This window comes from Nitratidesulfovibrio liaohensis, from assembly GCF_011682075.1.
GTDB classification, from domain to species: Bacteria; Desulfobacterota; Desulfovibrionia; order Desulfovibrionales; family Desulfovibrionaceae; genus Cupidesulfovibrio; species Cupidesulfovibrio liaohensis.
Genome location: NZ_VSMK01000066.1, coordinates 1 through 12,706 on the forward strand (window position 1 = coordinate 1; position 12,706 = coordinate 12,706).

11 protein-coding genes are annotated in these 12,706 nt (G+C 66.5%); 1 reads left to right on the forward strand and 10 read right to left on the reverse strand.

All coding sequences use genetic code 11. The features are described from left to right. Positions 1-217: 217 nt before the first annotated feature. From FVW27_RS02970 to FVW27_RS03015, 10 genes are all read right to left on the reverse strand, one after another. Positions 218-1,078 (reverse strand): UbiA-like polyprenyltransferase, encoded by an 861-nt coding sequence (locus tag FVW27_RS02970; RefSeq protein WP_167122616.1) that lies wholly within the window; start codon positions 1,076-1,078, stop codon positions 218-220. A 47-nt stretch (positions 1,079-1,125) separates the two neighbouring features. Then, positions 1,126-2,415, reverse strand: coding sequence for an HD domain-containing phosphohydrolase (locus FVW27_RS02975; RefSeq protein WP_167122618.1), 1,290 nt, complete (start codon positions 2,413-2,415; stop codon positions 1,126-1,128). Positions 2,416-2,778: 363 nt separating this feature from the next. Next, a complete protein-coding gene (locus FVW27_RS02980) occupies positions 2,779-3,594 on the reverse strand; it encodes a MogA/MoaB family molybdenum cofactor biosynthesis protein (RefSeq protein WP_167122620.1) in 816 nt (271 codons plus the stop codon). Between the two features lie 180 nt (positions 3,595-3,774). Continuing rightward, positions 3,775-4,197, reverse strand: a complete 423-nt coding sequence (locus FVW27_RS02985; protein ID WP_167122622.1) for a hypothetical protein — start codon at positions 4,195-4,197, stop codon at positions 3,775-3,777. A 117-nt stretch (positions 4,198-4,314) separates the two neighbouring features. Next, positions 4,315-5,088, reverse strand: coding sequence for a LysE family transporter (locus tag FVW27_RS02990; RefSeq protein WP_167122624.1), 774 nt, complete (start codon positions 5,086-5,088; stop codon positions 4,315-4,317). 350 nt (positions 5,089-5,438) lie between these two features. Beyond that, complete coding sequence (locus FVW27_RS02995) at positions 5,439-6,170, reverse strand: amino acid ABC transporter ATP-binding protein (protein ID WP_167122626.1); 732 nt, start codon at positions 6,168-6,170, stop codon at positions 5,439-5,441. Continuing rightward, on the reverse strand, positions 6,167-7,180 hold the full coding sequence (locus FVW27_RS03000) for an amino acid ABC transporter permease (protein WP_167122628.1): 1,014 nt from the start codon (positions 7,178-7,180) through the stop codon (positions 6,167-6,169). Before FVW27_RS03000 ends, FVW27_RS02995 begins: the two co-directional genes overlap by 4 nt. A 249-nt stretch (positions 7,181-7,429) precedes the next feature. Further along, entirely contained in the window at positions 7,430-8,248 is an 819-nt protein-coding gene (locus tag FVW27_RS03005; RefSeq protein ID WP_167122630.1) for a transporter substrate-binding domain-containing protein, read from the reverse strand. A 289-nt stretch (positions 8,249-8,537) separates the two neighbouring features. After that, entirely contained in the window at positions 8,538-8,726 is a 189-nt protein-coding gene (locus FVW27_RS03010; protein ID WP_167122614.1) for a hypothetical protein, read from the reverse strand. A gap of 171 nt (positions 8,727-8,897) precedes the next feature. Then, the gene (locus FVW27_RS03015) at positions 8,898-11,942 is read right to left on the reverse strand and encodes an NAD-glutamate dehydrogenase domain-containing protein (RefSeq protein ID WP_167122632.1); all 3,045 of its coding nucleotides are present in this window, start codon (positions 11,940-11,942) and stop codon (positions 8,898-8,900) included. A 182-nt stretch (positions 11,943-12,124) separates the two neighbouring features. Here FVW27_RS03015 and queF point away from each other — a divergent pair, with 182 nt between their 5' ends. Next, positions 12,125-12,679 carry a preQ(1) synthase gene (gene queF, locus FVW27_RS03020; protein WP_243838175.1) on the forward strand — a complete coding sequence of 185 codons (555 nt, stop codon included), beginning with the start codon at positions 12,125-12,127 and terminating at the stop codon, positions 12,677-12,679. Positions 12,680-12,706: the final 27 nt, after the last annotated feature.

Consider the following 12,706-nt stretch of genomic DNA (forward strand, 5'->3'; position numbering starts at 1 on the left):
ATCGGCGGCCACCTGCGCGGCGGCCTCGCGCAGCCGCCCGGCCGCCTCGCCGTCCATGCCGATGCCGTCATGCGGCACGGGTACCGCCACCTGCCAGCCGTACATGGCCTGCACCCGGCGACGATTGTATTCCTGCGCCATGGTCAGCCGCATGGTGGACCTCCCGGCGGTGGAAACCGAAGACAGCCAAGGCCGAAGGGCGCCCGTGGCACCCACTCTACCCGAAATAAAGTCCCAGCAGCGCCCCCCCCAGCACCATGAAGGCGATGACGCCGTTCAGGGTGAAGAAGGCCATGTTCACCCGCGACATGTCGTCGGGGCTGATGATGCGGTGCTCCCACGCCAACACCCCCGCAATGACCGCCCACACCGCGTACCACGGCCAGCCCAGCGAGGCGGACCAGCCCGCCAGCAGCAGGAAGATGGCCGCGTTGGCATGGCAGAAGGCGGAAACCACCAGTGCGGTGGGCAGGCCGAAGTGGGCGGGCACGGCATGCAGGCCCATGGACCGGTCGAACTCCATGTCCTGGCACGAATACAGGATGTCGAACCCGGCCACCCAGAACAGCACCCCCCAGAACAGCAGCACGGCGGGTACGGTGAACTGCGGGTCCACGGCGATCCACCCGGCTACCGGGGCCAGCCCCAGCACGCCGCCCAGAAAGAAATGGCACAGCCAGGTGAAGCGCTTCAGCAGGCTGTACGAGGCGGCCACCAGCAACGCGGGTGGCGCAAGGTACAGGCACAGCCGGTTCAGCCCGGCACAGGCGGCCACGAACAGCACGGACATGAACACGGTGAAGGCCCAGGTCCAGGCCACGGAAATTTCACCGGTGACCAGCGGGCGGCCTGCCGTGCGCGGATTCAGACGGTCGTACTTCAGGTCCACCAGACGGTTGAAGGCCATGGCGAACGAACGCACGGCCACCATGGCCACGGTAAGCACCAGCAGGGGCACCAGGCCCGGCCAGCCCCCGGCCCCCAAAAAGGCACCGGCATAGGCAAAGGGCAGCGCGAACACCGAGTGCTCGATCTTGATCATGCGGCAGATGGCCGCGATGCGCGAAAAGGGATTCATGTACGCGTCCGGTTCCGTTCTGTTCAGTTTTGATGGTGCATACCGTTTCAGGCAGCCGATTCACGGCACTCCGCATCGTCCGGCTCATGCGCCAGTGCTTCGCGCACCAGGCCGAAATCATGACGTGCCCGCTCCTGCGCCTGACGGCGAGCAGCATCCATTTCCTCGTACCGCGAGAGCAGCAGGTCCACAAGTTCGGCGTCCAGCTTGCCGTCGCGGGCCTGTTCGCGCAGCACGGCGCGGGCCGCGTCGGGCGGCATGCCGCCCCGGTAGGGGCGGTCCTCCGCAATGGCCGTGAACACGTCGGCCACGGCCACGATGCGCGCCGGCAGGGGCAGGTCGTCGCCTGCAAGCCCGTAGGGATAGCCGCTGCCGTCCATGCGTTCGTGGTGCAGCGCGCCCCAGGTGGCCACCCTGGTGAAGCCGGGGACAGATGCCAGAATATCCATGCTGTGCTCCGCATGGCGGCGCATCAGGTACATTTCCCCATCGTCCAGCCGCCCCGGCTTTTCCAGGATGTCCAGCGAAACGCCCAGCTTGCCGATGTCGTGCAGCAGCCCCGCCACGTACAGGGCCTTGCCCTGCGGGCCGTCGAACCCGGCCCAGCGGGCCAGCAGGCGGGCCGTTTCCGCCACGCCGCTGGAGTGGGTGGCGGTGAAGGGGCTGCGCGAATCGATGACCAGCGAGAACAGCGCGGAAAACGAGATGATCCCGTCGGCATCCAGAACCTCGTTTTCCAGCTTGCTGCCCGTACCGGAGTGCAGATGGCATTCCGGCGCGCGCAGCCCGGCGGCAAAATCCGGGTCGGCCGTCAGGTCGTACAGGGCGTCCAGCGCATCGGGCCGGAACAGGATGGATCGCCCCCGTTCCAGTCGTTTCATGGCGCCCGGAAACTGCCGGGCGGGGTCTTCGCCACGCCGCAGCTGCACGTCCAGCCTGTCGGCCATGTGGATGATGTGCGCGGCTTCGGGAACGCCGTCCTCTCCCCTGCCGTGGCACCACGGCGCATGGTGATGGCGCACCAGACGCGCGGCCTCTGCCAGACGCGGGCAGGTACCCAGCATCACGGCCCCGGCGCGGGAGTGCGAATCCATGTCCTGCTCGAAAACCAGCCCTTCCAGCGCCGCCTTCAGCGGCACGGCACCCGCGTCGTGCATCAGCGAAGCCAGCAGCAGCTCGCACCTGTCCCTGTCGGGCAGGCCAAGGCGCTCGGCAAGCCGCGCGGCGATGAACCCCACGTGCACGTGATGCGCGGCCACGGCCGGGCTGACCAAATCGAGCGCACGGGAAAAGGCCACGGTTAGGTCGATGAGCCTGACTTGCAAAGGCTGCTGCATGAGTGTGTCTCTGACGGGACGAACGGTCCACCGCGCTTTCCCCCGAAATACGCGACGTCCGTTTCCTTTCGCTCCGGCATCTACGGTGCCGGTTGATTGTTGGATTTGGTTGCCGTGCTGCATGCCCCCGGCATGCGGAAACTCACATCAATCCCAGGGGCCGGCTCCAGCTTGGGATTTTTGTTCGTTGACAAGGAAAACGGGCCTGGAGGAAGGGGGATGCCTCAACCGTTACATGAGCGAAGCGAACTGTACGGATGAAGACAACAGGCCATGCCAGACAAAGCTTGACGGCGGTGCGCACGATGGCCGCAGCACTCGCAGGCGCGCCGAACGGGCAAAAAGACAAGCTGGAGGCAGCCCCTAGCCGCCGCACTCGGCAGGATCCCCCTGCAACTTGTCCAGCGCGTGGGCCAGCGCGGGCAGCACGGCGGCAAGATTTTCGGCCACGGCCTTCCGGCTGCCAGGCAGATTGACGATGACCGCCCCGCCCAGGGTGCCCGCCACCGCGCGCGAAATGACCGCGTTGGGCGTCTTGGCCAGGCTTGCCGTCATCATGGCCTGCTCGAAGCCGGGCAGACGCCGTTCGATGACCGCCATAGTGGCCTCCGGCGTCACGTCGCGCGGGCCGATGCCGGTGCCGCCGGTGGTCAGGATGAGGTCGTAGCCCTGGGTCAGGGCCAGGTCCACCAGCAAGGCGCGCAGACGCTGGCCGTCGTCCGGCAGCAGGTAGCCGCGTTCGATGCACAGCGGCATGGCCTCGCGCACCATCTCGGCTATGGTGGGGCCGCTGGCGTCCTGACGCAGCCCGGCGGCGCCCTTGTCGGAAAGGGTCACCCAGGCCAGGGCGCGCCCCCGGCGTCGCGCCAGCAGGTGCAGCACCCGACCGCCCGGTTCGTCACACAGGGCTTCCACGAACACGCAGGCCCCGGCATGTGCCGAGCCGGAACGGGGCAACAGGGTGCGCCCCACCACCCGGAACAGCGGATCGCCCATGGGATCCAGCAGGGCGTCATGCAGGGTGGCACCCACGGCCAGCCCCAGCACCACGTCCGCCTGCACGGCGGCCAGCGCGGGCAGCGCCCCCGGCAACCCCACGGGGCCAGCGGCCAGCGCGATGATGCCCCCCCTGGGCACGGGCATGGTGGCAACGTCAAGCATCACGCGGTCGTCGCCCATGGCGGCCTCCCTGCATGCGGTATGCATAGTGGACATGATTCGGATCCCCCCCCTTGTGCTGCGACCGGGATCATGCGCGCCCCGCCCGGGGGCTGGGCGTCGCCTTTGCCCCGCAACATCTGCGGCAGGCACGTTCGCCCCACCGCGCGAAAGGCCGGGCGCAAAGACTGCACGCTGTCCCTACCGGGCATCGGGGCGGCAGAGATGCTCGCCCATGGCGTCGTAGAAGGCCTGTGCGGCATCCTTGCAGCCCTTGCGGGAGTGGATGTTCACCCAGGTATCTTCGCAGTAGGTATTCATGACGCGCAGTTGCTCTTCCACATTCAGGGCGTCCACGCCCTTCACGCAGGCTTCCTCGGACAGGTAATGGCTGCCGCGCAACGGAAAACGCACACGGGAGGCCTCGCATCCGCGCATGCAGCCGTTGCGGGTAAGCACGCCGTACTCGTCGTCCTGCTGGCAGCGCACCTGGCACGCCACTATCAACGGATCGGTGGTCACGTGCGACAAGCCGCCGCGCCCGCCGCACCCGGCAAGGGACAGGATCAGCACGAGGGCCAGCACGAGGGCGGTCGGAGCAAGAACCGGATCAATACGCCGCATGGAAACCTCCGTTGAAGCTGCGCACGGCCAGGGCCGTGCGTGGTCATGCACAGGTGAGCCCGGATGAATCCAGTGGAGCCGCCCGGCTCGACCGCTATCAACCACGGTCAACCGCGGTCACCCACGATCAAGGGCAAGACGCAGGCCGAAACCCACCATCAGACCGCCCACGCCGCCTTCCAGGGCCCGCTGCACGCCGGGGCGCAACAGCGTGGCACGCGCCCGGTGCACCGAAACGGACAGGAACGAAAACCACAGCACGGCCACCACGGCCTGCATGCCGCCAAACAGGCAGGCCCGGACAAAGGCGCCGCCCAGGGCACCCGCCCCGGAGGCGCCATCGGCCCCCGCCATGCCCCCGGCGGCCACCACGTTGGGCAGCACGGCCAGATAGAACACGGCCACCTTGGGGTTCAGCACGTTGCTCAGAAAGCCTTCCATCCACGCCCGGCTCACCATGCCGCGCGAGGCGGCGCGGTACGCGCGCCAATGTGCCGGGCCGGACGGCGCGGAGCTTGGCGTTTCGCACACGCCGGGTGCCGTCGGCGCGTCATGCGTAACCGGCGCGTCATGCGTAACCGGCGCGGCTGGCACATCAGGACCACCCTTCCACGTGGAGTGCAGGGCGCGCACGCCCAGCCACACCAGATAGGCGGCCCCCACCAGGCGCACCACATGGAAGGCCCCGGCGGAATGCACCAGCACGGCGGACACGCCAAGGCCGGAACACACCACGTGCACCAGCAGCCCCGACACGCAGCCCAGCGTGGTGGCCACGCCGCCCCGCGCGCCCATACGCAACGAATTGCGCACCACCAGCATGGTGTCCGGGCCGGGGGTTACCACCAGCAGCGCAGCCAGCCCCAGAAAGGCCAGAAATTCATGATTCACGCCAACCCCTCGCACCGCAAACGCCAGTCGCGTCACCAGTCGCGTCACCAGACGGTCAGCAGTTGGGCGCGACTCTACCCGTTACGTCTGACGGGGGCAACAGGGGGCATCCCCCCCAAAAAAAATGGGCGCGCCGTGAAGACAACCGGGGCATCCATTGCATGGAATGCCCCGGAAATTGCCTGCAAGATGCGCGGTGTCTTTGCCTTTCAGAGACCAGGCCGAGTCGCGTCGGGCTGTGCAGGCCGCAGGATTTTCGTTCTCCGGCGAGACCTCTGCCGCATTGCACACGATGGCCGGAGGGCGACCAGAGGACGACCAGAGGACGAAAGGACGCGGCCTGACCGCACTTACAATATCTGGCTCAGGAACAGCTTCGTCCGCTCATGCTCCGGCGCTGTAAAGAACTTGTCCGGCGACCCCACTTCCAGAATGCTGCCCTGGTCCATGAACACCACGCGGTCCGCCACTTCACGGGCAAAGCCCATCTCGTGGGTCACCACCACCATGGTCATGCCCTCGCGGGCCAGATTCTTCATGACGTCCAGCACTTCGCCCACCATTTCCGGGTCCAGGGCGCTGGTGGGCTCGTCGAACAGCATGGCTTTCGGGTCCATGGCCAGCGCACGGGCAATGGCCACGCGCTGCTGCTGCCCGCCGGAAAGCTGGTCCGGGTACACGTTGTGCTTTTCGGCAATGCCCACCTTGCGCAGAAGCTCCATGCCCTTCTTCTCGGCCTCGGCCTTGCCGCGCTTGCGCACGGTGGTCTGGGCCAGGGTCAGGTTCTCCAGCACGGTCAGGTGCGGAAACAGGTTGAACGACTGGAACACCATGCCGACCTCGGCCCGCACCTCGTTGATCTCGCAGTCCGGGTCCAGGATGTCGCGGCCCTCGATGCGGATGGCGCCGTCATCGGCGTATTCCAGCCGGTTCAGGCAGCGCAGGAAGGTGCTCTTGCCCGAGCCGGAGGGGCCGATGATGACCACCACCTCGGCGGGGGCGACGGAAAGCGACACGCCGCGCAGGGCGTGCAACTTGTCGGGGGTGTAGAAGAACTTGTGGACGTTGGTTGCGTTGATCATCGGATGGCCCTGCGTTCAAGGTACTGCACGAACAGCGAAAGGGTGAAGGTAAGCACAAGGTACAGCACGGCGCAGACGATCCACAGCTCGAACGGCTGAAGCGAGGTGGTGACCACCTCACGCGTGGCCTTGGTCAGTTCGCGAATGGCGATGACCCCGAGCAGGGACGAATCCTTGATCAGGCTGATGAACTGCCCGGCCAGCGGCGGCATGATGCGCCGGAAGGCCTGCGGCAGGATGACCTTGCGCATGGCCTGGGCGTAGCTCATGCCCAGCGAGCGCGCGGCCTCCATCTGCCCACGGTGCACCGACTGGATGCCCGCACGCACGATTTCGGCCACATAGGCCCCGGTGAACAGGGCCAGCGCCATGACGCCGTACCACAGGGGCGATATGCCCCCAAGGCCCACGTGCTCCAGCAGGGCGTTGATGAGCGTGCCCACCACGAAATACCACAGGAATATCTGCACCAGGAGCGGCGAGCCGCGAATGATCTCGATGTAGGCGATGGCACCCCAGCGCAGCATGGGGTTGATGGAGATGCGGCACAGCCCCGTGACCACCCCGATGACGATGCCACCGATGATGGCCAGCACGCTGACTTCAAGGGTTACCCACAGCCCTTCCAGCAGGATGCCGGGCCTGTTCATCTGGTAGCGGCCCAGCACGTCGCCCCGGTAGGCGAAGTCGCCGGAGGACACCAGCACCTTGCCCTCGCCGGGCAGCAGGTGGGTGTGCTCCTCGCCGGAGGCGTCGCGCACCACCACTCGCTGTTCGTTGCCTTGGCGGTCGATGATGGTTACGTCGCCTTCCGCCTCGGCGCGCACGTCCGCCGCCTCGTTCACCCAGAAATACTGGGGCACGCGGTTCCAGCGCCAGATGTATTCCACCGACGAGGAGGCGACCCAGAAGAACGCCACCAGCGCCAGCATGGCCGCCACGAACATGGCTTTCCAGAACAGGAAGAAGCTCCTGCCCTTGGGCTTGTCCAGCCCTCTGTACTGCGTCATCGTGATTCCTTTTGCGGCGCGGCCACGCGCCCGACGCGGGTGCGAAACCCTGCGGACGGCGAAAGCGCCGGGGAGATGGCCGCGCCAAGGCGCGGCGAAAGCCGCATGGCTTCGCGCGGGGGCAGTTCCCTGCCCTTTCCCGGTGAGGGGGAAGAAACGGGGAACCGCACCCGCGCGAAACCGCGGGGACCCGGGCCGGATGGAGCAAGGCGGGGCGGGCGGATGCCCGCCCCTGCCGTAAACCTCAGGCTATTGCACCTGGGCGCGCCACTCGGTCGACTTCATCCACTTGCTGTAGATGCGCTCGTAGCGGCCATCGTTCTTGATCTGGCTCAGGAAGTTGTCCAGGAAGTTCAGGAAATCGGGGTCACCCTTCTTGATGCCGAAGCCCAGCGGCTCGTAGGTGAAGGGCTTGTCCAGGTGAATGGCCTTGCCCTTGCCCTGCTCGGCCATGAACACCACGTTGAAGGGCATGTCGTACACCCAGGCGTCGGCCTTGCCGTTGATGACTTCCAGCGCGCCGTCGGCTTCCTTTTCGAAGGACTTGTACTTGGCCTTGGGCAGCATGCGCTTGGCGGCTTCCTCGCCGGTGGTGCCAAGGCGCGAGACCACGGTGTATTCGGGCTTGTTCAGGTCTTCCCAGGTCTTGACCTTGCCTTCAAGCTTCTTGCTGACGATGACCGACTGGCCGACCACGATGTACGGGTTGGCGAAGTTGATGCGCAGGTTGCGTTCCTGGGTCACGGTCATGCCGCTGATGATGATGTCGAACTTGTCGCTGAGCAGGGCCGGGATCATGCCGTCGAAATCGGTGTTCACGGGCACGAACTTCACGCCCATGGCCTTGGCCAGTTCCTTGGCCAGGTCGATGTCGAAGCCGACGTAGTTGCCGTTCTTGTCGGTCATTTCAAAGGGCATGTAGCCCGCGTCGAAGCCGACGCGCAGTTCGCCGCGCGCCACGATTTCGTTGAGGGTGGATTTCTTGGCCAGCTCGATGTCGGCGGCCATGGCGGGCGCGGCGACGAGCACGGCCAGCAGCATGGCGGCCAGCAGCTTGAACAGTTTCATGCGTTCCTCCATCGGATATCGTTGAAAAACCACAACCGGCAACGCGATGCCGCGCCCCGACGCACGGCGGGCGTCGGCAATCCGCCCAAAACGCGCGGGGCGCGGCGCAGGCCCCACGGGAGCCCGCATTGAAATTTGTGGATGCCTGGTGCACCCGTGCACACGGCAGGAGTTTCGTTCTCCGGCGAGGAAGATGCGCCAATTGCGGAGGGAGCGTACTCTTTTCGTACGTGACCGGAGCAAATGGCAAAATCTGACGACGCCGGGGGACGAAAGACCGCCGTGCGGACTAGTACTTGCCCTCGGTAAGCACTTCCTTGACAATCATCTCGACGCGGCACGTCTCGCAACGCGGCATGGGCTCTTCCGGCACCACGATGATGCGCGTGGTGCGGCACTTGGGGCACATCACCTCGACGAAACCGCGCCTGTAACGGTCCTTCAACGGACCGTCCTTGTGTTGTCCTTCCTTGTTCACGGCAGCAACCTCCTTCCCGCCTCCGGACAGTGCACGCCTGCCCGCGCCACCGGAAACGGACCGGCATATTGGGCGAGCCCCCGCGAAAAATCAAGTCCGCAAGTGCGGCGCCTACCCCGCGACAGAATTGCGAATTCGCGCGGGGCTATCACAAGGCGCCGCCCATGGCGGTCATTCCAGCCCCAGTGCTTCTTCCGTAGCCCGCTTGCGCGCGCCGCGCTCCAGCAGGTGCACCACTGCCCCGGCTTCCGGCAGCCCGCTGCGCGACACCGCCGCAATCAGGTCGCGGATGCGGCCATCCTCGCGCAGCCAGGCCCGGGCAACGCTTTCGGCATCGCGCTGACGCGCCAGCGGGGCCAGCCAGCCCGCGCCCTCTGCGTAGACGATGCGCGATGCCGTGTGCGCGGCCACAAGCGCATACTGGTGGCGCTGCGGAATGCGTTCGAAGATGCGTTCGGGAAAGCGCTCCACCAGCACCGGTGGCAGGTAGCCCAGCAGCACCTGCCGCAGGGCGGGGTCCGCCTCCACCGGTTCGCCGCGCGCCACCAGCGCCGCGTACAGCGCATCGGCCACGGCGTTCATTTCCAGCGAGACGTCCACGGAAATCTCGTGCAGGGCCTTGCAGCCGTCGCAGCGGCGTATTTCGGCCAGCAGCAGGCGCGCCTCGTCACGGGCGCGCACCCGCAGGATGTCCAGCACCTCGGCCACGAAGCGGTCCTTGTGGGCGATGAACTCCTCGTCGGTCATGACCAGGCCGCCCAGCACCTCGTACGAAGAGCAGATGACTCCGGTCTTGTTGGCCGACGAGCCGTGCACCACCAGCACCCCGCGCTCGGCCAGGCGCTTGCGCGCCTCCGGCGCCACGAACAGGTTGGCCCCCTCGATGATGGCGCGCGCCGTGGGCACCCCGCCCCGGTCGAAGAAGTCGTGCCAGTTGCGGGTATTGATGGTGTCGGGCCGCCCCCCGGCGGGGATGAAGATATCGGCGTGGGCGGTGTTGTGCAGGGTGTTGCGGCGGCGCACCCCTTCCGGGGTGTCGGACACGGCCACCCACGCCCCCTCGCCGCGCAGCCGGGCCGGGTCGAAGGCGCTGATGCTGCGCTGCGCATCCACCAGGCGCAGCAGTTCGGCCCGGTCCAGCCCGTCCGGGTCCCAGGCCCCGCCGTGCCCGTCGCTGACGGCCACGATGCGGGCGTTGCCGCCGTAGGTCTCGAACATCAACCGCATCAGGTTGCCCGCCACGTCGCCCTTGGGGCCACCGGTGAGCTTCACCGTGAACGGCTGGGTGAAGGGATCAATGCCGAGATGCCGCAGCATTTCCTCTGCAAAGACCATCACCCCGATGCTGGTGACGCCGTACTGCTTGTGGTTGATGCCCGCCCCGGCCTTGGAGCTCATGAACGCAGAGGGCCAGCGGTAGCCGCGCTGGCGGGCGCGTTCCACCATCCATGCGATGTGCGCGGGTTGGATGTTCTCGTCCGGGCCGCAGTAGATGATTTCCTCGCGGCCCAGGTAATCCACCACGCCGGGCAGAGCCGGGGTGTCCTGTCCAGGCAGCACCACGTCCAGCAGCGAATTGATCACCGAGGACACGGCCAGTCCCACGTCGCCCAGCGGCCCCAGCAGGATGACCGCCTTGGCCCCGCCTTCCGGGATGTCCTTGTTCTTGACCTGCTGGGCGTAGGCCAGCCCCTTCACCTCGTCGTACAGGCGGTTCGATTCCAGTTCGAACTGCTCCTGGGTGCGGGTGGGCACCACGCGCACGCCGCCGCGCGCCATGTCGCGGTAGCGTATGTGAAAGCCAAGGCCCCCCGGCGCGTGGAAGAAGAAGATGCCGAAGGGCAGTTCCTCGCCCTCATAGCGGTAGGCGGGCGGCAGGAATTCCGGGTCCAGCCGGAAGGACAGGCCGTAGATGGTGTCGAGGAAGTAGTTGGTGCGCAGCACATGACGGAAGAAGCGCTGGATCATCAGCAGCACGGCGCGCTCGCGCTCGTCGGCCACCGCGTTCACGGCGTCCGTTGCGTCGGCCTCCAGCCTGCGGGCAGCCGCCTCGCGGTCGCCCAGGGTGGGGTCGAAGCGGGCCTCGAACCAGTCCACCAGCGCGGCGGTTTCCGCCCGGCGGGCCAGCACGATGCGCACCACGTTCTGGGTGCTGAAGGCCCACTGGTTGTCCTTGGCCAGGAACACGTGGGCAAAGCCGCAAGCCGCCTGCAGCAACATGATGCGCTTGATGGGCCAGGCTTCCTCGTCGGCCAGGATTTCCAGTTCGTGCGGGGCGAACCACTTCACCAGGCGCAGCTTCTTGCGCAGGTTCTGCCACAGGGCGGAATCGTCCAGAATCAGGTCGCCCTTGTGCGACACGTAGAAGCTCATGATGGCCGTCTCGCCCGACTCGTCGGCGAAGGTATCCGCGTAGGAACGGTGCACGGTGATGTCCAGGCGGCGCATGATCCGGGCGATCTGCAGCAGCAGGCCCGTGGCCGGGGGATGGCGCATGGCCACCACGATGCGCGTTTCGCGTCGGATGTCGCAGGGTTCCGCGGGCAGCGCGGTTCCGGCCCCACCCGATACGGCGGACGCGGCGGGTATGGTCGGGGCCGTGCACTGCTCGATGAGCAGCCCGGTGTCGTCGCCGCCGCCTATCTCGCGCAGCAGCCGGAAGTGGCGGGCCGCCCGCACCGGGTCGAATTTTTCCACGTATTCCGCATTGGCGGCTGCCAGAAACGCGGCAAAGGCGGTCATGTCCGTTTCCGGCAGTTCGCCGCTGGCGCGCATGGTGTCCAGGGCAGTGCTGAACAGGTCGCCGCCATCGCCGCCGTCACCGGTCCGCAGGCTGCCCGCGCGGGGCTGCGGGGCCAGCAGGAATTCGTTCAGGCCCAGTTGTCCGTCTGCCGTGGTGTAAATACGCGCTGTCTCGATGTGCTCGCCCAGCAGTCCGGCCAGAATGCCGTGCAGATCACGCGAGGCGGAGGGGGAAATGTAGGTGATCTTGCGACCGTCCGGGCTGGCCAGGCGCACCGCGTGGTTATCCGTGACTACCCGGCCCGAAATGATGGCCTGCAGGTGGTGCACCTGCTCGGTCACCGAATGGGTGCGCAGATAGTAGTCCGGCATGTTGGCAAAAAACCACGGCACCACCTGATCGGCAATGCCGCCAAGCCCGCCCTTGACGAGCGAGAGCGCTTCTTCCACTCCTTTGGCATGGGACTCGGCCATGGGACATCCTCCGTTGCGGACGGTTTGCCGCACAGGATAGCGCAATGGCCCGCCGTGGCAACCGTTTTCTGGTGACGGAAGTAGTTGCCAAAAGTACCACCATGAACAGCCGGGCACGGCCCTTGCCAAGGGCGACGCCAGCAGCCACAATGCAGGCATCACATTCCCACGGGAGAGACCGCATGACCCAAAAGACCGAATCCCCCGCGTCCCGTACCGCAGCGGGTGCCGCCGACTCCGCCTATACCCGCAGCCAGGACCAGACCGGACACCTGCGCACGCTGGGTGTGAAGGCCGAATATCCCCACGCGGGCCCCGGCCCGCACATTCTGGAAGCCTTTCCCAACAACTTTCCGGACCGGCCCTACATCGTGAGCATCGCCTTTCCGGAATTCACGTCGCTGTGCCCGGTGACCGGCCAGCCCGACTTCGCCACCATCGTCACCGAATACATCCCCGACCAACTCTGCGTGGAGTCCAAAAGCTTCAAGCTGTACATGTTCGCGTACCGCAACCATCAGTCGTTCATGGAAACCATCACCAACACCGTGCTCGACCACATGACCGAGGCTCTGGACCCGCTGTGGTGCCGGGTGAAGGGGCTGTTCACCCCGCGCGGCGGCACACACCTGCATGTGTTCGCCGAACGTTTCAAGCAGGTGGAGGCGGAACGTGCCGCCATGGTCCGCGAGATGGTATCGGAGTGGAAACGCGAAAGCGGACGGCATACGGTGTAGCGCCGCGCCTGACCGCCAGACATACTA